Source organism: Chromobacterium sp. W521, from assembly GCF_052805975.1.
Genome location: NZ_JBRBAF010000002.1, coordinates 430,097 through 449,083 on the forward strand (window position 1 = coordinate 430,097; position 18,987 = coordinate 449,083).

The 18,987-nt window shown below is 61.9% G+C and carries 15 protein-coding genes and 2 tRNA genes; 13 read left to right on the forward strand and 4 right to left on the reverse strand.

Annotation, left to right across the window (positions count from 1 at the left end):
• The first annotated feature begins 58 nt into the window (after positions 1-58).
• The 4 genes from recD to ACUXV1_RS04460 all read left to right on the forward strand — a co-directional run bounded on the left by recD (position 59) and on the right by ACUXV1_RS04460 (position 5,442).
• The gene (gene recD / locus ACUXV1_RS04445; RefSeq protein ID WP_446014522.1) at positions 59-1,756 is read left to right on the forward strand and encodes an exodeoxyribonuclease V subunit alpha; all 1,698 of its coding nucleotides are present in this window, start codon (positions 59-61) and stop codon (positions 1,754-1,756) included.
• Positions 1,757-1,932: 176 nt separating this feature from the next.
• Positions 1,933-2,817 (forward strand): NUDIX hydrolase, encoded by an 885-nt coding sequence (locus ACUXV1_RS04450; RefSeq protein ID WP_446014521.1) that lies wholly within the window; start codon positions 1,933-1,935, stop codon positions 2,815-2,817.
• Between the two features lie 387 nt (positions 2,818-3,204).
• On the forward strand, positions 3,205-3,387 hold the full coding sequence (locus tag ACUXV1_RS04455; protein ID WP_141111266.1) for a hypothetical protein: 183 nt from the start codon (positions 3,205-3,207) through the stop codon (positions 3,385-3,387).
• Positions 3,388-3,579: 192 nt separating this feature from the next.
• Positions 3,580-5,442, forward strand: a complete 1,863-nt coding sequence (locus tag ACUXV1_RS04460) for an ABC transporter ATP-binding protein (RefSeq protein WP_081555751.1) — start codon at positions 3,580-3,582, stop codon at positions 5,440-5,442.
• Between the two features lie 169 nt (positions 5,443-5,611).
• Here the strand turns inward: ACUXV1_RS04460 and ACUXV1_RS04465 are convergent.
• Positions 5,612-5,688, reverse strand: a tRNA-Arg gene (locus ACUXV1_RS04465).
• Positions 5,689-5,825: 137 nt separating this feature from the next.
• On the opposite strand from ACUXV1_RS04465, the gene ACUXV1_RS04470 reads away from it, so the two are divergent.
• On the forward strand, positions 5,826-6,578 hold the full coding sequence (locus ACUXV1_RS04470; protein WP_446014520.1) for a c-type cytochrome: 753 nt from the start codon (positions 5,826-5,828) through the stop codon (positions 6,576-6,578).
• A 372-nt stretch (positions 6,579-6,950) separates the two neighbouring features.
• On the opposite strand, the gene ACUXV1_RS04475 is transcribed toward ACUXV1_RS04470, so the two are convergent.
• Entirely contained in the window at positions 6,951-8,966 is a 2,016-nt protein-coding gene (locus ACUXV1_RS04475) for a UvrD-helicase domain-containing protein (protein WP_446014518.1), read from the reverse strand.
• Positions 8,967-9,095: 129 nt separating this feature from the next.
• Here ACUXV1_RS04475 and ACUXV1_RS04480 point away from each other — a divergent pair, with 129 nt between their 5' ends.
• From ACUXV1_RS04480 to ACUXV1_RS04495, 4 genes are all read left to right on the forward strand, one after another.
• Positions 9,096-9,917 carry a symmetrical bis(5'-nucleosyl)-tetraphosphatase gene (locus tag ACUXV1_RS04480; RefSeq protein ID WP_043637055.1) on the forward strand — a complete coding sequence of 274 codons (822 nt, stop codon included), beginning with the start codon at positions 9,096-9,098 and terminating at the stop codon, positions 9,915-9,917.
• Positions 9,918-10,022: 105 nt separating this feature from the next.
• Positions 10,023-11,423, forward strand: a complete 1,401-nt coding sequence (locus tag ACUXV1_RS04485; RefSeq protein ID WP_446014516.1) for an MBOAT family O-acyltransferase — start codon at positions 10,023-10,025, stop codon at positions 11,421-11,423.
• Between the two features lie 68 nt (positions 11,424-11,491).
• Complete coding sequence (locus tag ACUXV1_RS04490) at positions 11,492-12,529, forward strand: SGNH/GDSL hydrolase family protein (protein ID WP_446014515.1); 1,038 nt, start codon at positions 11,492-11,494, stop codon at positions 12,527-12,529.
• Positions 12,526-13,680, forward strand: coding sequence for an SGNH/GDSL hydrolase family protein (locus tag ACUXV1_RS04495; RefSeq protein ID WP_446014513.1), 1,155 nt, complete (start codon positions 12,526-12,528; stop codon positions 13,678-13,680). The genes ACUXV1_RS04490 and ACUXV1_RS04495 overlap by 4 nt, the downstream gene beginning before the upstream one ends.
• Before the next feature lie 217 nt (positions 13,681-13,897).
• Here ACUXV1_RS04495 and ACUXV1_RS04500 read toward each other — a convergent pair whose 3' ends face one another.
• A complete protein-coding gene (locus ACUXV1_RS04500; RefSeq protein ID WP_446014511.1) occupies positions 13,898-14,719 on the reverse strand; it encodes a lysophospholipid acyltransferase family protein in 822 nt (273 codons plus the stop codon).
• Between the two features lie 40 nt (positions 14,720-14,759).
• A complete protein-coding gene (gene mutM, locus ACUXV1_RS04505; RefSeq protein WP_043637170.1) occupies positions 14,760-15,575 on the reverse strand; it encodes a bifunctional DNA-formamidopyrimidine glycosylase/DNA-(apurinic or apyrimidinic site) lyase in 816 nt (271 codons plus the stop codon).
• Positions 15,576-15,653: 78 nt separating this feature from the next.
• Between mutM and ACUXV1_RS04510 the strand changes: the two genes are divergently transcribed.
• From ACUXV1_RS04510 to ACUXV1_RS04525, 4 genes are all read left to right on the forward strand, one after another.
• The gene (locus ACUXV1_RS04510; RefSeq protein ID WP_446014509.1) at positions 15,654-17,411 is read left to right on the forward strand and encodes a tetratricopeptide repeat protein; all 1,758 of its coding nucleotides are present in this window, start codon (positions 15,654-15,656) and stop codon (positions 17,409-17,411) included.
• A 71-nt stretch (positions 17,412-17,482) separates the two neighbouring features.
• The gene (gene lolB, locus ACUXV1_RS04515; RefSeq protein WP_240315044.1) at positions 17,483-17,950 is read left to right on the forward strand and encodes a lipoprotein insertase outer membrane protein LolB; all 468 of its coding nucleotides are present in this window, start codon (positions 17,483-17,485) and stop codon (positions 17,948-17,950) included.
• A 50-nt stretch (positions 17,951-18,000) separates the two neighbouring features.
• Positions 18,001-18,858 (forward strand): 4-(cytidine 5'-diphospho)-2-C-methyl-D-erythritol kinase, encoded by an 858-nt coding sequence (gene ispE / locus ACUXV1_RS04520; RefSeq protein WP_446014508.1) that lies wholly within the window; start codon positions 18,001-18,003, stop codon positions 18,856-18,858.
• A gap of 7 nt (positions 18,859-18,865) precedes the next feature.
• A tRNA-Gln gene (locus ACUXV1_RS04525) sits at positions 18,866-18,940 on the forward strand.
• Positions 18,941-18,987: the final 47 nt, after the last annotated feature.

Consider the following 18,987-nt stretch of genomic DNA (forward strand, 5'->3'; position numbering starts at 1 on the left):
CAGTCTTTCCATTCAGGCTCCGCGCCGCGCGGAGCGCAAAGCATCCGGATTCCCGCCCATGTCTGTCCAGCAAGCCCTGTTGCCCGCCGAACTGGCTCACTTGTTCGCCCGCCTCGATCCCGGCGTGGACGAGGCCGCGTTGGCGCTGATTCATGAACTGGCCAGCGCCAATCAGGCCGGCCATGTCTGCCTGCCGCTGGCGCAGCGTCCGGAGCGCAAAGCCTTGCAGGCCAGCGCGCTGGTTGGCCGCCCCGGCGATTACGCTCCGCTGATCCTGGACGCGGCCGGCCGCTTGTATTTTGCCCGTCACTGGTTCGATGAAGCACGGCTTGCCGAGCGCCTGGCCGCCCTGGCCGAGCCGGGGCCGGCGCTGGACGGCGCGCGCTTGCGTCCGCTGCTGGAGGCCTTGTTCGGTTCGGCATCCGCTACGGGGCCGGACCGGCAGAAGCTGGCGGCGGCTCTGGCGGCGCGCCAGCGCTTGATGGTCATTTCCGGCGGTCCGGGCACCGGCAAGACCACCACCGTGCTCAAGTTGCTGGCCTTGCTGGCCGGACTGTCGCCGCGGCCGCTGGTCATGGCGATGGCAGCGCCCACCGGCAAGGCCGCCGCGCGGCTGTCGGAATCGGTCCGCGGCGCGCGCGAGCGGCTGGACTTGGCCGAGGAAACACTGCGGCAATTGCCGCAGCAGGCGCAGACTCTGCACCGCCTGCTGGGCTTGCGTCCGGGCGCGGCGGCGCCGCGCCACCACGCAGGCAACCCTTTGCCGCTGGACGTGCTGGTGGTGGACGAGGCGTCGATGATAGATCTGTCCTTGATGGCGCGCATGGTGGAGGCCCTGCCGTCCCAAGCGCGGCTGATTCTGCTGGGCGATCGCGATCAGTTGGCCTCGGTGGACGCCGGCGCGGTGCTGGGCGATTTGTGCGCCAACATCCATTACCGGCCGGACACGCTGGAGTGGCTGCGGGTGAACTGCGGCGAAACTTTGCTGCCCACGCCGGGCGCGGGAGGCAAACTCACCGATTGCGTGGCGCTGCTCACTCACAGCCATCGTTTCGGCGCCGACTCCGGCATTGGCGAACTGGCGAGAAGGGTGAACGCCGGCGATGGCGCCGGCAGTTGGGCGGTGTTGCAAGATCCGGCTTGGCGCGATGTGGAGGCGGTGCCGACGCTGGACGCGGCGGAAGTGCTGGCGCGCTGGCGGCCGTATTGGCGGGCGGTGCGCGCCGGCGAGCCCCTGGCCGAGCGCCAGCGAGCCTTCGCCGGTTTCATGTTGCTGGCGGCGGAGCGGCGGCAGGTAGAGGCCTTCAATCTGCGCATTGAGAGACAACTGGAAGCCGATGGGGACAAGCCGGCCGGCCGAGACTGGTATCCGGGGCGTCCGGTGATGATCAGCGAGAACGATTACGGCCTGGGCCTGTTCAACGGCGACATCGGCTTCACGGTGCAAGGCGAGGCCGGCTTGAGGGTGGCTTTTCCCGGAGACGACGGCGGCTGGCGCGAGTTCGCTCCCGGCCGCCTGCCGCAGCACGATACCGTGTACGCGATGACGGTGCACAAGAGCCAGGGGTCCGAGTTCGGCGAAGTCTGTTTGCAGCTGCCGGAGGCGGCGGGGCCGCTGCTAAACCGAGCGCTGGTGTATACCGCGATCACCCGGGCGCGGGAGCGCTTCGTCGTGTCCGGCGCGCAGCTGGTGTGGGAACAGGCGGCAGAGGCGGCGCCGCAACGTTACTCCGGGCTGGCCGACAAACTGAAATGACGTTGTTGTTAAATTGAATGGGCGACGCGGTTTTCGTATTGGCCACCGAGACAATTCCGCAACATCCTACCGCAAAATAATCTGTTTATTTGCCGGCTGTTACGCCAGATATAGTCAAAGCCGAAGAAGCATCCTAAGATGCAGCCTTCCCGAAACACATCGCAGCGGAGTCGGCAATGCAAGTGGATGCGGTTCTGGCCTATCTCGACAAGATCACCCGTTTTGATCGTCAGCAATTCACGCCCTTGTATATCGGCAAGGAGCGCTTGGGTTGGGTCAACGCGGCGTGGAAGGAACGTTTGCTGAACAGCGAATCCCAGCTGTTCGAGGAGCAATACCAGAAACTGCATTGCCGTCTCGACGGCAGTTACCGCAGCATCAGCCATGCGCTGGCCCAAGCGGCGCGGCGCTGGCAGCAGGCAGGCTGGCTCAATGGCTGGCGCAATGAAAACTTCACCGCCTTCCGTCACGATGGGGCCCCGTATTTTGAGCTGGAGCGGGCCGCCTTCCGTCCGCTGGGCCTGACCAGCCGCGCCGTGCACCTGAACGGGCTGACCCGGCTGCCGTCCGGCGAAGTGCGGATGTGGGTGGGGCGCCGCAGTCCGCACAAGGCGGTGGACCCCAATCGCATGGACAATCTGGTTGGCGGCGGGGTGGCCGCCGGAGAGACCATTGAACTGGCTCTGGAGCGCGAGGGCTGGGAGGAAGCCGGCGTGCGCCGCGATCAGGTGTTGGGCTTGCCGCAATCCAGCTTGCTGCTGGCCGAGCGCCCTGTGCAGCGAGGCCTGCATCGCGAATGGATTTACGCTTTCGACCTGTGGTTGGAGTCCGGCGAAATCCCCTGTAATCAGGACGGCGAGGTGGCCGAGCACATCCTGACGCCGTTTGCCGAAGTCGAGCGTTTGCTGCTGGAAGAGCGTTTCATGATAGATGCGGCGCTGGTGGCTACCGACTGCCTGGCGCGCCACGGCTATTGGGGAGAGCACACCCCGACGATAGACGCCGCCTTGGCGCGCATCCGCCGTCCGCAGCTGCACGACGTGCACGCACTGGCTCACTAGCCGGTTTCGAAAGCGCCGGGCCGCCTCAGCGGCGGTTCCGCCTGGCCCGGCGCGGCATTGGAATAACTCCCCTTGGTTTATGTTACAACTGCGTGAATTAATTCAGGAATCTTTGCCTGATACTGCTAGTAATGGGTAGAATCATTCACAAGAGCGGCAAAAGCCGTCAATAAATGCCATGGGCTAAAGGCCCGCGCCGTTTTCCCACGCCAAACACCGAGCCACCACACGCCGTCATCTACGAAACGGCGCTTGGCTTGTATTGATTTATGCCATTGGGTTCATTTTGGCAGGATTAACGAAACGGCGGCATGGCGAATTTCTCACTTTTTGTCGGCGGCGATGGAAGCCGCCGCGGCCTTGGGGGGCTCAAGGGGGATGTATCGTTTGAAACTGATCTCGGAGCAGTTCGGCGTCGACGACAGCGGGCCGCTGCATCCCAGCCAGGAGCAGGCGCGGCGGGCCGCGCTGGTGATGTGGAACGTCTACCGCGGCCAACTGCGCATCGAGATTCACAGAGTGGTGGACCTGCGCAGCCGCAAGACGGAAAAGCTTGAGGAGTTTTGCTGACTGTCGCGTTTTAGCCAATGTAGTTGACGACAAATAAACTACGTTCGTGTTCATTGGCTGAATATGACAAATGGGGTCGTGCTCGACGATAATTTTCCATTGCGCGATTTCCAGCCCTTGGCTATTGTCCTACTTCCTATTAAACCCAAAGCAGGCGCGGCCCAAGCGGCGGCCTCTGCACTGGAGCGATCTTTGTTCAACTGGTTCGAAAAGCGGATCAATCCGTATCCCGACACGTCTCCCGCCCAACCCCCCAAGGGCTTTTTCCCATTTTTGTGGTTCTGCACCCGCGGCTTGCGCGGTCTGATTGCGGCCGTCATTCTGTTGACCGCCGGCATCGGCGCCTTTGAGGCTTTGCTGTTCTCCATGCTCGGTTCCGTCGTGGACTGGCTAAGCTTGGTCAAGCCCGCGCTGTTGTGGGACACGCAGCGCCATAATCTGCTGTTGCTGGCGGGCATTCTGCTGGCCAGCCCGTTGCTGATCGCCCTGCAGGCCTTGATCAAGTATCAGGGCATTTCCGCCAATTTTCCGATGCTGCTGCGCTGGAATTTCCATCGCCACCTGCTGCGGCAGAGCATGAACTTTTATCAAGACGAGTTCGCCGGCAGGGTATCCGCCAAGGTGATGCAAACCGCGATCGCGGTGCGCGAAACGGTGATGATCGTCGCCGATATTCTGGTGTTCGTGGTGATTTACTTCGTCACCATGATCGCCGTGGTCGGCAGTTTCGACAGCCGTTTGCTGTGGCCCTTCCTGGCCTGGCTGGCCTTGTACGTGGCCACGCTGTATTTCTTTGTGCCGCGCCTGGGTCTGGCCGCTACCGCCCAGGCCGACGCGCGCAGCCTGATGACCGGCCGCATCACCGACGCCTATACCAATATCGCCACGGTGAAGCTGTTCTCGCACGCCCAGCGAGAGGCCGGCTTCGCCCGCGGCGCGATGCAGGAATTCCTGGCCACGGCCTATCGTCAGATGCGTTTGATCAGCGGCTTCGAAATCATCAACCACAGCCTGAGCATGTTGCTGATCGCCAGTACCGCCGGCGCTACCTTGTGGCTGTGGAGCATGGGCGAAGTCGGCGTCGGCGCGGTGGCGGCGGCCACCGCGATGGCCTTGAGGTTGAACGGCATTTCGCACTGGATCATGTGGGAGATGGCTTCGCTGTTCGAACAAGTGGGCACGGTGCAGGACGGCATCGCCACCTTGTCGCGGCCGGTGTCGATCAATGACCGGGCCGACGCCAAGCCCTTGGAAGTGAAGCAGGGAGAAATCCGCTTCGACCAAGTGGACTTCAGTTACGGCGGCAGCAAGACAGTGATCGAGCAATTGTCGCTAACGATACGCCCGGGCGAGAAGATCGGTCTGGTCGGCCGTTCGGGCGCGGGCAAGTCCACCATCGTCAACTTACTGTTGCGTTTCTATGATTTGGACGGCGGCCGCATTTTGATTGATGGCCAGGACATCGCTCATGTGACGCAAGACAGCCTGCGCGCCCAGGTGGGGATGGTGACGCAGGATACTTCCTTGTTGCACCGCTCTGTGCGCGACAACCTGCTCTACGGCAGGCCGGACGCCGGCGACGCCGAGATGGAGGCGGCCGCGCGCCGCGCCGAGGCGCATGACTTCATCCTGACCTTGACCGATCCGAAAGGTCGCAGCGCTTACGATGCCCATGTAGGAGAGCGAGGGGTCAAGCTGTCCGGCGGGCAGCGCCAGCGCATCGCCATCGCCAGGGTGATGTTGAAGGATGCGCCCATCCTGTTGCTGGATGAAGCCACCAGCGCGCTGGATTCGGAAGTGGAAGCGGCGATCCAGCGCAGCTTGTACCGGCTGATGGAAGGCAAAACCGTGGTGGCTATCGCTCACCGCTTGTCCACCATCGCGGCGATGGACCGGCTGATCGTGCTGGACAAGGGGCGCATCGTGGAAGAGGGCGATCATCGCAGCCTGTTGGCCAAGGGCGGGTTGTATTCGAGGCTGTGGGCGCACCAGAGCGGAGGCTTTCTCGGCGAAGAGGACGACGATGCCGCCGAGCCGATGGCCACGTTGGCCTGAGGCTAGACGAATGGAGCGAAGCGGGACGCGTGAGCGGCCCGCTTTTTCATTGCGGCGACGCTAGCGCAGCATGGCCGAGCAGGACGTGTTTCGACGAAAACATGGTTTTGACGTTAAGCGTGGGAAATAATAGGGAAAAGCGGGAAAAACAGAAAACTTCGAGGAGTTGTGGCGCACCCGACAGGGATCGAACCTGTGACCTTCAGCTTCGGAAACTGACACTCTATCCAACTGAGCTACGGGTGCGCTGTGCTTGCTTTGAGGCAGGCCCGCATCATAGCGCAACTTCCTTACCCGAGTCCAGTGTATGGTTTTGCCTTGCCTTCAGGCTTACCGTATAATTATCCTATTTTAAATGTCATTAATTCCAGGCGAGGCTCGTAATGAGTAATGAGAACGGAATGGCTCCCGGCCAGGTCATCAAAGTGCTGGTTGGCGTCGTTGTCTTTCTTGTGGTGGCAATTTGGCTTCTGGCCAAGCTGGCCACCAGCGGTTACAACGTGGATGCCGAAGTAATGACCAAGGAGGCCGTCGCGTCTCGCCTGAAACCGGTCGGCGAAGCCAAGGCCAGCGACGCGCCTCCGGGAATGCGCACTGGCGAACAGGTATATAAAGGCATCTGTATCTCCTGTCACGGCACCGGCCTCGCCGGCTCGCCCAAGTTTGGCGACACCGCCGCTTGGGGCTCTCGCATCGCCAAAGGCTGGGACATGCTGACCCAGCACGCGCTGCAGGGCTTCAACGCGATGCCGGCCAAGGGCGGCGCAACCGACTTGAGCGATGACGAAGTGAAGCGCGCGGTAGCCTATATGGGCAACTCCGCGGGCGGAAAGTTCACTGAGCCGCCGGTGGGCGGCGCTGGCGGCGCTGGCGGCGCGGCCGCGGCGGCCGATCCGGCCGTGGTGGGCAAGAAGATCTACGACAGCGTGTGCATGGCCTGCCACGCGGCAGGCATCGCCGGCGCGCCTAAGTTCGGCGACAAGGCGGCTTGGGCCGTGCGTCTGAAGCCGGGCCTGGACGAAGTGGTCAAGATCGGCATCAAGGGCTTGAACGCGATGCCGGCCAAAGGCGGTTACACCGGCAGCGACGCCGAGTTCCGCTCCGCTGTCGAGTACATGGTGAATAATTCCAAATAATCGGCTGATCAGCGCAGCAAAAAACGCCTTGTGGTATTGCAAGGCGTTTTTTATCGCCTAAAAGCGAGGATTTCTATGTTTTTTGGGAAATTTCTGCCGGATGAAATGGCAATGTGCTATGTCAACAAAACCCCGCTGTAAGAAGGGACAGGTGCCCTTCGGAGGCGCATAGTGCATGATGGCTTCATCTGTTTAGGTCGTGAAGCGTCAGGCGCTTCGCGGCTTGGTGTGGGGATTCAGTGGGCTTCCACTTTCGCTTCACCCAGAGATGTTCCTCATTCTTCATATGGCGCCGCTGGCGCCATTTTCTTTTTGGCGGCCGGTATAGACCGTCGGCGCGGAAGCAAGTTCTCGCCTGGGTCGCCGGCGCCTTCATGAATCCGCCGGTTTCTCCTTGTTGGCCAGCATGGCGCTGAGGCTGGCCAACCGCGATTTGCCCTCGGTTTTGCTGACGATGGGTTCCGCGCCGGGTTTGCCGAAGTGGCGCAGATCATCGCCGTTGATCTCGGAGATAAAGCGCGACGGCTCGACAAACTGCCATTCGCCGGCGCGTTTGCGCTTGACGCAATAGGTGAGCGTCAGCATGCGCTGCGCGCGGGTGATGCCGACGTACATCAGCCGGCGTTCTTCCTCCACCATGCCGTTGTCCACCGATTCGCTGTGGGGCAGGATGCCTTCCTCGGTGCCTACCAGGAACACGTAAGGGTATTCCAGGCCCTTGGACGCGTGCAGCGTGGACATCTTCACCGCGTCCACCTCGCCTTCCTCGCGGCCTTCCAGCATGGTGATCAGCGCGATGGTCTGGGTCAGCTCCACCAGATTCTTGCCGCTGTCCTCGCCTTTGCGGCTGAGCCAGCTCACCATTTCCAGGATGTTTTTCCACTTGGTTTCGGCGATGCGCGGGCTGTCCTCGCTATCGTAAAGCCAGGCTTCGTAGCCTATGGCCTGCATCATCTCCATCGCCAGCGGGCCGCCGTCCTCTCGGGTGGCGCGGTATTGCAGGTTGGCGATGAAGTCGCAGAACTGTTCCAACGGCTCGAGTTGGGCTTTTTGCACTTGCAGGCGGAAACCCTCTTCATGGGCGCAGGCGAACAGGCTCTTGCCGCGTTCGCCGGCCCAGGCGCCCAGACGTTCCAGCGTGGTGGCGCCTACGCCGCGCTTGGGCGTGGTCAGCGCGCGGATGAAGGCCGGGTCGTCGTTGGGATTGGCGATCAAGCGCATATAAGCCAGCATGTCTTTGATTTCCGGCTTGTCGAAAAAACTCTGGCCGCCGGCCATCTGGTAAGGAATGCGTTGGTTGCGCAAGGCTTGTTCGAAGATGCGCGCCTGGTAGTTGCCGCGATAGAGGATGGCGTAGTCCTTGAACTCGGTGCGGTATTCGAATTTATGCGCCAACAGCCTTTGCACCACGGTCTCAGCCTCGTGCTCTTCGTCCTTGCACTGAACCACGTGGATGGGGTCGCCCAGGCCCAGTTCGCTCCACAGTTGTTTCTCGAACAGCTTGGGGTTGTTGGAGATCACCGAGTTGGCCGCGCGCAGGATCCGGGCGGTGGAGCGGTAGTTCTGCTCCAGCTTGATGACCTTGAGCTTGGGGAAGTCGCTTTGCAGCAGCCTCAGGTTTTCCATATTGGCGCCGCGCCAAGCGTAGATGGACTGGTCGTCGTCGCCCACCGCGGTGAACATGCCGCGCAGGCCGGTCAGCAGCTTGACCAGCTGGTATTGGCAGGTGTTGGTGTCCTGGTATTCGTCTATCAGCAGGTAGCGCAGCTTGTGCTGCCACTTCTGCAGCACTTCTTCATTACTCTGGAACAGTTGCACCGGCAGGCGGATCAGGTCGTCGAAGTCCATCGCCTGGTAGGCGCTCAAAGTGTCTTGATAGGCCACATACGTGGTGGCGCAGATGCTTTCCCATTCGCCCTGAGCCTCCAGCAGCATCTGGTCCGGTGTTTTCAGGTCGTTCTTCCATAGCGAGATCTGGCTCTGCACCTTGCGCACCTCATCCTTTGAGGTGGTTTTCAGAATGTCGGAGATGATCTTGCCGGCGTCAAAGGCGTCGAGAATGGAGAATTGCGGTTTATAGCCCAGGTGCGGCGCTTCCTGGCGCAGCATTTGCATGCCCAGAGAGTGGAAAGTGGATACGGTGATGCCCCGGATTTCCGCCGGCGTCATCAGCTTGCCCACCCGTTCCAGCATCTCGCGCGCGGCCTTGTTGGTGAAGGTGATGGCGGCGATATTGCGCGCATTGATGCCGCCTTCGCGGATCAGGTGCGAAATCTTGAAGGTGATGACTCGGGTTTTGCCGGAACCTGCGCCGGCAAGCACCAGCAAGGGGCCGTCAAGATACTGGATCGCCGCGCGTTGCGGCGGATTGAGCAAGGGAGCGGACATGGCGGTATGGGGGAAGGGGCCCGGCAGGGCGCAGTAAATCGGTAACTCAGCCAGTGCATTGTAGCATGCGGTATCATGGCGCTATCCGCGGATGACATCTCAGATCGATCCGCCACTTATGGGGTGCATATGGCCATCTACGCTATTGGCGACATTCAAGGGTGTTTCCAGCCGTTTCAGCAGTTGCTGCGGCAAATCGATTTCAATCCCGGCAAGGATACTTTGTGGTTGACGGGAGATTTGGTCAATCGCGGGCCGCAGTCGCTGGAAGTCCTGCGCTGGGTGTTCCAGCATCAGGATCATGTCGAGATCGTGTTGGGCAACCACGATCTGCATTTGCTGGCGGTGTCCGAGGGCTTCGGCAAACTGCACCGCAGCGATACGGTGCTGGACATCCTCAACGCCGCCGATGGCAAGGTCCTGCTGGATTGGCTGCGCTGTCAGCCAATGATGATAGCCGGCCAGGGCTACGCGATGGTGCACGCTGGGCTGCTGCCGGAGTGGAGCATAGATCGCGCGCTGGACCTGGCGGAGGAAGTGGAAGCCGGGCTGTCCGGTCCCAGGCATCGTGAATTCCTGTCGCGCTTGTACGGCAACCGGCCGACGCGCTGGAACGAGGAGCTGCGCGGTTCGGACCGTTTGCGCGTGATCGTCAACGCGATGACCCGGATGCGTTTCTTGAACCGCGACGGAGAGATCGATCTTAATTATAAGGGCGAGCTGGAGAACGCGCCGGCCGGCCTGACGCCCTGGTTCGAGGCGCCGGGACGCTGGCAAGGCGAGATGCCCATTATCTGCGGCCATTGGTCTGCGCTGGGCGTGCATATCACCGACGATGTGGCGGCTATCGACTCCGGTTGTTTGTGGGGCGGCAGCCTGACCGCGATGCGTTTGGGCGACCAAGCTTTATTTTCTTTGCCGTGTTCCGCATATCGCGAAATAACCGCGTAAAGAATATTGGCGGCGGCGCTGTAAATAAAATATTGGCAAGCCATAGTCAGCCGGGCCCTATGGCTGTCATAATCTCGGCTCTTGCCAGAGCCGTTTTTTATTTGTATGAGTTACCTTTCGATTGAGTTCGCACTGGCATTCCTCGCCTTTTTCGCCCTGTATTGGCTGTGCCGCAAGCGCACGGATTGGCAGAATGGTTTGCTGTTATTGGGCAGTTACGCCTTTTATGCCAAGCTAGATTGGCGTTTTGCGCTGATTCTGGCCGTTTATACCCTGTTATTGACCCTGATATCGTCGCGGATGCTTGATTCCGTCCGTCCCAAGCGCTGGTTGCGCATGGGGCTGCTGATGGCGGTGGGCAATCTGGCGGTATTCAAATATTTCGACTTCTTCCGTGAAAGCGCGCAAGCGGCTTTGCATGCGCTGGGTATTGCGGCGATATTGCCGGCGGTGGATTTCCTGATGCCGGTGGGCATCTCCTTTTACACTTTTCAATCGGTCAGTTATCTGGTGTCCTTGTACCGCGGCGAGTTGCGTTTCGCCCGGGCCAGGGAACTGGGGCTGTTCCTGGCTTTCTTCCCCACTTTGTTGGCCGGGCCTATCTGCCGGGCCACCGGTCTGCTGGAGCAGTTGCGCAGCGGCGAACGCCGCCACATCTTGCAACTGGACCGTGCGTTGGGGCTGATCGTGCTGGCCCTGGCCAAAAAACTGTGGTTGGCCGGCTGGCTGGCCAGCGCCTGGGTGGACCCGGTGTTCAGCGCGCCGGAAACCTACCACGCGCTGGAGGTCTGGGCGGCGTTCTACGCCTACGCCTTCCAGATCTATCTGGATTTCTCCGGCTATACCGACCTGGTCACCGCCTTGGCGTTGTTGCTGGGCATCCAGTTGCCGCGCAATTTCGACGCGCCGTATCTGGCCCACAATCTACGCGATTTCTGGCGGCGCTGGCATATGTCGCTGTCCAGTTGGATTCGCGATTACATCTATATTCCCTTGGGCGGCAACCGGCTGGGCTTTGCCCGCGCCCAGCTCAATTTACTGCTTGCCATGGTGTTGTCCGGCCTGTGGCACGGCGCCAGCCTGAAATACCTGGCGTGGGGCGGCATGCACGGTTTGGGCGTGGTGAGTTTGAATCTGGGAGACAAGCTGCTTGGCAAGGAGGCTGTGTCGCGGCGGCTGACCTGGCTGGCGCGTCTGCTGACCTTCCATTACGTTTGTCTGGCCTGGGTGTTTTTCCGCGCCGCGTCGCTGGAAGACGCCTGGAGTTTCTTGGAAGCCATGACCGGCACCGATCAGGAACTGACGCTGAACGCGCCGGGCTTCCTGGCGCTGAGCGCCGCGGCGTTTGCCGCGCTGCCCTATCTGGGCGCGGCTTGCGAACGCGGCATCGCCCAATTGGGCCGCCTGCCGTGGTGGGGCAAGCCCAGCTTGCTGGCCGGCTGCGCCTTGCTGATCATCGTGGTGTCGCCGCCGGGCATTCCGGGCTTTATTTATTACCAGTTTTAGCCGTGCCGGCGCGATGGCATCTCCGCGGTCGCGCTTTTCGTTTCTTACCGCATTGAGGCAAGCGTCAAATGATCGCCCGTTCCGCCATCCGTCAGGCCCTGGCCATCCTCGGCAGCAGCATGTTGCTGCTGTGCTGGATTGAGCAGACCTCAATCAACGCCTATTGGCGGCAGACCTTTCACCGCCCCAGCCAGCTGGAGGCCTTGTCCGAGTTGAGCGTCTGGCGTCTAGGAGCGGAGCTGGGGCGGGAGTTCCGGGATCAGAGCCGAGGGCTGTTGACCAGGCTGGATCGGTGGGACGACGAGATGATCGCCTATTTCAACGCCTGCTGCCTGCGACCGGCTTTGTCGCCGGAAGCGGCGCCGGCGGAGCCCGTCGCGGCGCGGACAACGGCTGTAGTTCCTAGCGCGCCCCCGGTGCAGCCATTGCCGTCGCCGTCGGCTCCGCCGCCGCAAGCGGCGGCCAAAGATCCCCGCATCTTGCTGCGGCCGGGGAGCAAGGTGTTGCTGGCCGGCGATTCCATGATGCAGGGGGTGGCGCCGCATTTGCTGCGGCCCTTGTTCAAGCTGCACCAGATCAAGGCGCTGGACCTCAGCAAGCAGAGCACGGGGCTGACCTATCCCGACTTTTTCAATTGGCCGGATACGATAGAACGACAGCTGGCGGCGAATCCGGACACCGGCCTCGTGGTGGTTTTCTTGGGCGCCAACGATACTTGGGACATGGTGGGCGGCAGCCGCTACATCCGCTTTGCCTCCGAGGAGTGGGAGCAGCGCTACCGCGAGCGCATCCGCGCCATCCTGGCTTCGGCTCGCAAGCACCGGACGCAACTGCTGTGGTTGGGCGCGCCGAACATGGGCAAGGACAAGCTCAATCGCGGGGTGCATTACATCAACGGCATCTTCCGGGAGGAAGTTGAAGGCGCAGGCCAGCGTTATTTGTCCACCCGCGAAGCCCTGGGGAGCGTGGACGAGGCGTTCACCAAGTTCATGACGCTGCCCGATCAGGGCGAAGTGGCGGTACGCACCGCCGATGGCATTCATTTCACTCGCCAGGGCCAGGTATTGCTGGCGCGGCGCGTGTTGGCAGAATTGAGGTTTGAATGAAGTTGAGAATCAGCGCGGCATGGGTCGGCTGGCTGGCGGCGGCATCGGCGTTGGCCGCGCCGGTGCAGGATTTCGGCGAGATCAACCTGCCGAGGCTGGCGTCGCGGTTGAAGGCGATCTCCACAGCAGTGCAACCGGTGCGAGTCACCCAACTGGGGGATTCGCACACCGCGGCGGATTATCTGACCGGCACGTTGCGCGAGCGTTTCCAGGCCAAATTCGGCGACGCCGGCATCGGCTGGACGCCGCCGATGGCCGTGCCCGGCCAGCGCCACGCCCTGGTGATCGAGCGCAGCGAGGGTTGGGCCTTGACCAATAGCCGCAAGGACGGCGATCCGGACTTCCCGCTGGGCGGCTATATTGCCCAAGCCCAGAGGCCGGGCGCTGCCATCAGCCTGTTGCCGCGTAATCTGCTGGACGGCTTGTGGCGGGTGCGTTTCCGCGTACGAGCGGCCCAGGACGGGGCCGGCGCGCTGGACGTGGACGATGGTCACGGCAGCCGCAAATTGAATCCGCCAGAACCGGGCAGAGGCTGGCAGACGGTGGAACAGAAGCTGTATTTCCCCTTCGTGGTGCGTGCCGGCGCGCTGCCGGCGGTGGAGCTGGGCGGGATAGAGCTGGAGCGGCTGGCGCCGGGCGTGGTGCTGGACAGCATCGGCAGCAACGGCGCTCAGCTTTCGATCTGGCAGCGCTGGGGCAAGAGCTGGAGCGCGCAGCTGGCGGAGCGCGGCAGCGATCTGGTGATCTTGGCCTACGGCGTCAACGAAGCCTTTGACGATCGTCTGGACCTGATCGAGTATCAGCTCAATCTGCAGGCGGCTATCAACACCATACGCCGGGATCTGCCGCAGGCGGCTATCCTGATGCTGGGCGCGCAGGATGCCGCGCGCAAGCGTGGCGCGGCCAGCAAGGAGTGCGCGCCGGGTCGTCCCTTGCAACTGGCCGCGGTCAAGCGCATTCAACAGAAAGTCGCGCGCGACAGCCATGTGCTGTATTGGGATTGGGAGCAGGCGATGGGCGGCCCTTGCAGCATGAAGCGTTGGCAAGCGCAGCAGCTGGCGCGGCCGGATATGGTGCACTTCTCGCAGCAAGGCTATGCCAAGTTGGCCGACGATTTATTCGATAACCTGATGGCGCGGCTCAGCCTGTGAGCGTGGCCGGCGATGGATTAAGAAAAGCCCCCTGACGGGGGCTTTGCGTTGAAGAGGTTTTGCTCAGATATTTAGAAGCTGTTTATGCTCTCGCGAGCAAGGGCGAGGCAAGGCGAAAACGGCTGAAAAAACGGAGTGTACACACGGTGCATGAGCATTTTGAAGGTGCACTCACCGAGCCACGTTTCACGACGCGCAGCAGATCGTAAACAGGTTCTTAAACCTGTCGTGCCGTGTCCGGCTCCTGCACGCTCTCCGTGGCCGGGGGCGGGCTCAGGCGCAGCGCGCGCGCCACTTCCTGCTGTGCCCGCTCTGCCAGCGCAAAGCGGGTTTCCAGTCCGTTTTCCCAGGCTTTCAGCGGCTGGCCGTAGCTGACTTCCACCTCCATCGCCGGCATCGCCAGCACTTTGCGCACGCTTTGCAGAAAAGTCAGATCGCCGATAAAGGCGGGCTCCAGCGTTTGTTGTCCGTCCGCGCCGTAATAGCGCAAGCCCACCGGCTGCACGGTGCCGCGCGACAGCAAGGCGGCTTCGAACAACGAGGCCTTGAACGGCAGGAGATTCAGGCCGTCCGAGGTGGTGGACTCGGGAAACACCGCCATGCACGCGCCGTGCTCCATCGCATGCGCCAACGCCTTGTAGACGCGGCTGGCGTCCTTGCGCTTGCTGCGGTCGATGAACAGAGTGCCGCCCAGGTGCGCCAGCCAGCCCAGCACCGGCCAGGAGCGAATCTCTCGTTTGGCGACGAAGCGGGACACTGTGCAGCTATTGAGCACGAAGATGTCCAGCCAGGAAATGTGGTTGGCCACCAGCAAGGTGTTGGGCGGGTAAAAGCCGGGATTGACGCCGTTGATCCGCACGCTGATGCCCAGAATTTTCAGCGCGTGGGCGGCCCAGCGCCGGGTGACGACGGCGCGTTCGGCGTGGGCTAGCCGAGAATAACGAGTGGCCAGGATGAAGACACCGATGGCCAAGTGGCCGAACAGGCGCACGATGCGTCCTATCCGGGTGAGCGAAGAGGTTGTGGCGGTTGACTTCAAGATGCTTTGAGGCTCGGTACGCAAGGTTGAGGCCGTAACTCTAGCATGGCTGGCATAGCGGACAATAGTAGGAACTGCGTTGGCCCTGGCGCAAATGCCGGATCGGCGTGCCGCATTGTCGGCAGGGCTGGTCCTGCCGGCCGTACACCATATAAGTTTGCTGGAAATAGCCGGGCTTGCCGTCACTGTGCACGAAGTCGCGCAGCGTGCTGCCTCCGGCCTGTATGGCGCGGTTCAGCACGCCGCGGATTTCCTCGGCCAGCCGACGGTATTCGCCGTCGCGCACCGTGTTGGCTGCGCGTGCGGGATGGATGCCTGCGTGAAACAGCGCTTCGTTGGCGTAGATGTTGCCGACTCCGACCACCACGTGGTTGTCCATCAGCATCAGCTTGACCGCGCTGCCGCGGCGTTGCGCGGCCCGGATCAGCGTGTCGCCGTCAAAGCCGTCGGACAGCGGCTCGGGCCCCAGCGCTTGCAGCAAGGGGTGGTGCTCGATGGCGCCGACATGCCACAGCACCGCGCCGAAGCGGCGCGGATCGCGGTAGCGCAGCACATTGGAGCCCAACAGCAGATCGACGTGGTCGTGTTTCTCCGGCGGAGTGTCCGCAGGCAGGAAGCGCAGGCTGCCGGACATGCCCAGATGGATGATCAGGGTGCCGGCGTCGGTGCCCAGCAGCAGATATTTGGCGCGGCGGTCGACGGAACGTATCGTCAGCCCGCGCAGGGTGGCATGCAGCTCCGGCGGCACCGGCCAGCGCAGGCCGGCGTGGCGGACCACGGCGCCATCCAGTTTGGCGTTCAATAGATGGGGCAGAATCCCGCGGCGGGTGGTTTCGACTTCTGGCAGTTCAGGCATGGGTAGAATGGCGCGAAGATAAAAACAGGTCATGCTATTCTACGCATTCAATAGGTTTATAAGCAGGTCTCTGACTCCATGCGAATGCAACGGCTGAAAAAAACACTCCCTTTGCTGATGGTGGCGCTGCTGTCGGCATGCGCCAATTTCAAGCACCCGGGCGCGGCAAAGCCGGTCGATGCCGGCAAACCGGCCGGCGACGAGACGGCGATAACGCAGAAAGAGGACGAAAGCCAACTGCCCAAGGCGGAGCTGACGCCGGAAATTCTCTATGGCGTGGTGGCTGGCGAAATCGCCGCCCAGCGCGGCTCGGTGGGCGCGTCCGCCGTGACCTATCTGGAACTGGCGCGACAAACGCGCGATCCGCGGCTGGCGCAACGGGCCGCCGAGTTTTCTATGTTCGCAGGGCTGCTTAAGGAAACCTCGGAAGCCTTGACCCTGTGGATGGAGCTGGCGCCGGATTCGGTGCCGGCGAGAGAGCAGTTGTTCATCACCCTGCTGCGCGCCGGCAAACTGGCGGAAAGCAAGCCGCTGATCGAGGCGTTGCTGCAGAAAGAGCCTGAACGGGCGCCGGCTATCTTCGTCCAATTGGCGAGGCTGACCTCGCGTCAGAGCGATAAACAGGCCGCTTACGACTTGGTCAAGCAGTTCGCCTCCCGTTATCCGGACTTGGCCGAGGCCCGCTTCGCGCTCTTGGCCGTGGCGGCAGAAGCCGGCGACCAGGCCACCATGAATCGCGAGTTCGACAGGCTGGCCCAGATCGCGCCCGCCTGGGATTTGCCGGTGGCCTGGCAAGTCGACCGGCTTCGCCGTGAGCAGTTGGATCAGGCGATCGACTTTTTGCAGCGGGAGTTGGCGCGGCGGCCGAACGCCGGCCTGGAGCTGAAGCTGGCCAAGCCGCGCTTGCTGGTGGGCGCCAAGCGCTTCGCCGAGGCGCGCCAGGCTTTCGATCAACTCCTGCCCGGCAATCCCAATAACCCGGACCTGCTCTACGCTTCCGGCTTGATGGCTTACCAGATGCGCGATCTGTCTGCTGCGGAGCGGCATTTGCGCCAAGCGCTGGCGGCCGGTCATCCGGAGACTAATTTCATTCGTTACACCCTGGGGCAGATCGCGGAGGAGCGCCAGGACGTCGGCGCGGCCAAGGGCTGGTACGAGATGGTGGGCGCCGGGCCGCAATTCCTGGCGGCGCAAGGCCGGCTGGCGGTGATGGAGGCGGGCGACGGCAAGCTGGAGCTGGCCCTGGCGCGTCTCGCGCCCTTGGGCGGCAACGACCAGGAGAAAATCACCTTGGCTTTGCTGCAATCCCAATTGGCGCGCGAGGCCAAGCAGCCGGGCAAGGCTCACGATTTGTTGAGCAAGGCGCTGCTGCGCATGCCCAAGGCACCGGAGCTGTTGTACGAGCGGGCGCTGGTGTCGGACAGCCTGGGCAATGTCGGCAACGCGGAGCGGGATCTCAAGCAAGTACTGAAGGAAAAGCCGGGTGACGCCCAAGCGCTCAACGCGCTGGGGTATACCCTGACCAACCGCACCAACCGGCATCAGGAGGCGCTCGGCTATATCGAGAAGGCGCTGAAGAGCGAACCGGACAACCCCACCATTCTGGACAGCCTGGGTTGGGCGCAATACAAGCTGGGTCGCCTGGACGCGGCTTTGAAAACGCTGCAGAAGGCCTACGCCTTGTTGCCGGACGCGGAGCTGGCGGCCCATCTGGGCGAAGTGCTATGGAAGCTGGGCAAGAAAGAGGAGGCGCTGGCGGTGTGGAACAAGGCGCTGGAGGCTAGCCCGGAACATGACGTGCTGCGCGATACCATGCGCCGTCTGGGGGCGCATTGATGAGGTGGGGCGGTCTGATTCTGGCTTTGTCTCTTGTTGTGACAGGCTGCGCGACGAGGGATGCGGTGTTCATGCCCTCCGCGACGCAGTCCGCGGACCAACCGTTCGCGGTCAGTGGGCGCTTGTCTATCAATCTGGACGGCAAGGGGCATGTCGCCAACTTCGATTGGCGGCACCAGCCCGAGCGCGACCAGCTGGCGATCAATTCACCGTTGGGCAATACCGTGGCCGAAGTGATCCGGGACGCAGGCGGCGTCACCTTGCTGGCGGACGGCAAGGCCTGGCAGGCGCCAGATGTGGAAAGTCTGACCGAGAAAACCCTGGGGTGGCCGCTGCCTCTGTCCGGTTTGGCCTGGTGGATCCGCGGCATGCCGGTGCCGGGCGAGGCTAAAGAGATCCGTCCCGACGGTGAGCTTTTGCAGCAGGGGTGGCGTATCCGCTTCGTGCGCGAGGCTGAGTCCGGCGAGCGCTACCCCAAGCGCGTGGACCTGGTCCGAGATGGATTGACGGTAAGAGTGGTGGCCCGCGATTGGCGCTGACCGCATCGCCACATACGTGTTATTTCAATGATTGCCATGGTGTTCTGTTGATGAGTTCTCCCGTATTCCAAGACTTCCCGGCTCCGGCCAAACTCAACCTCTTGTTGCACGTCGTCGGCAAGCGTCCGGACGGCTATCATTTGCTTGAGACGGTGTTCCGTTTTGTCGACTTCAGCGACACCGTGTCGTTGGCCCTGCGCGACGACGACCGTGTCGTGCTGGAGACGCCGATTGCCGGCGTGGATCCGGAGCAGGACCTGACCGTGCGCGCGGCGCGTCTATTGCAAGCCCATACTGCGTGCGGGCTGGGCGTGTCCATTCGCCTGGATAAAAAGATACCGATGGGCGGCGGTTTGGGCGGCGGCAGCTCCGACGCCGCCACCGTTTTGCTGGCCCTTAACCGCATGTGGGGACTGAATCTGCCGCGGGCGGTGTTGCAGGAGCTGGGCTTGAAGCTGGGCGCGGACGTTCCGGTGTTTATTTTTGGTCGCAGCGCGCTGGCTACCGGCGTTGGCGAAAAACTGAATGAAATCAAATTGAAGCCGGCATGGTATGTGGTAATTCACCCTCAGGTGCATGTGCCCACCAGCAAAATATTTCAAAATTTCTCGCAAGAGGTGTTGACAGAGGTAGGGGGCGTCGGCATAATGCGAATCCTCGAAACAACGCAGCAACGACGAAACGATCTGCAAAACGTTGTTTCGAATATGTACCCAGCGGTGAATGAAGTGCTGACCGAATTAAGAAAATATGGTTCGCCGCTGATGACTGGTTCCGGTTCCTGTGTGTTTCTGGAGTGCCAGTCTAAAGACGAAGCCGATAAAGTTTATCAGGCGGTGTCGATAAAATATAAGGGATTTTTAGCAAAAGGACTCGATGTCCATCCCTTGATCGACAGCGCTGAATAAAGGTTACTGGGGAGTCGCCAAGTGGTAAGGCACCGGATTTTGATTCCGGCATTCGTAGGTTCGATCCCTACCTCCCCAGCCAAGACTTTCTCTCAATAAAGAGAGAGCATGAAAAAAGCGTGTAAGAAT

Excerpts from the sequence above, each read along its gene's own strand:
- ACUXV1_RS04475 (WP_446014518.1), bottom strand. The coding sequence starts at position 8,966 with ATGTCCGCTCCCTTGCTCAATCCGCCGCAACGCGCGGCGATCCAGTAT.
- recD (WP_446014522.1), top strand. The coding sequence starts at position 59 with ATGTCTGTCCAGCAAGCCCTGTTGCCCGCCGAACTGGCTCACTTGTTC.
- ACUXV1_RS04470 (WP_446014520.1), top strand. The coding sequence starts at position 5,826 with ATGAGTAATGAGAACGGAATGGCTCCCGGCCAGGTCATCAAAGTGCTG.
- ACUXV1_RS04485 (WP_446014516.1), top strand. The coding sequence starts at position 10,023 with ATGAGTTACCTTTCGATTGAGTTCGCACTGGCATTCCTCGCCTTTTTC.
- ACUXV1_RS04495 (WP_446014513.1), top strand. The coding sequence starts at position 12,526 with ATGAAGTTGAGAATCAGCGCGGCATGGGTCGGCTGGCTGGCGGCGGCA.
- lolB (WP_240315044.1), top strand. The coding sequence starts at position 17,483 with ATGCCCTCCGCGACGCAGTCCGCGGACCAACCGTTCGCGGTCAGTGGG.
- mutM (WP_043637170.1), bottom strand. The coding sequence starts at position 15,575 with ATGCCTGAACTGCCAGAAGTCGAAACCACCCGCCGCGGGATTCTGCCC.
- ACUXV1_RS04490 (WP_446014515.1), top strand. The coding sequence starts at position 11,492 with ATGATCGCCCGTTCCGCCATCCGTCAGGCCCTGGCCATCCTCGGCAGC.
- ACUXV1_RS04450 (WP_446014521.1), top strand. The coding sequence starts at position 1,933 with ATGCAAGTGGATGCGGTTCTGGCCTATCTCGACAAGATCACCCGTTTT.
- ACUXV1_RS04510 (WP_446014509.1), top strand. The coding sequence starts at position 15,654 with ATGCGAATGCAACGGCTGAAAAAAACACTCCCTTTGCTGATGGTGGCG.
- ispE (WP_446014508.1), top strand. The coding sequence starts at position 18,001 with ATGAGTTCTCCCGTATTCCAAGACTTCCCGGCTCCGGCCAAACTCAAC.
- ACUXV1_RS04480 (WP_043637055.1), top strand. The coding sequence starts at position 9,096 with ATGGCCATCTACGCTATTGGCGACATTCAAGGGTGTTTCCAGCCGTTT.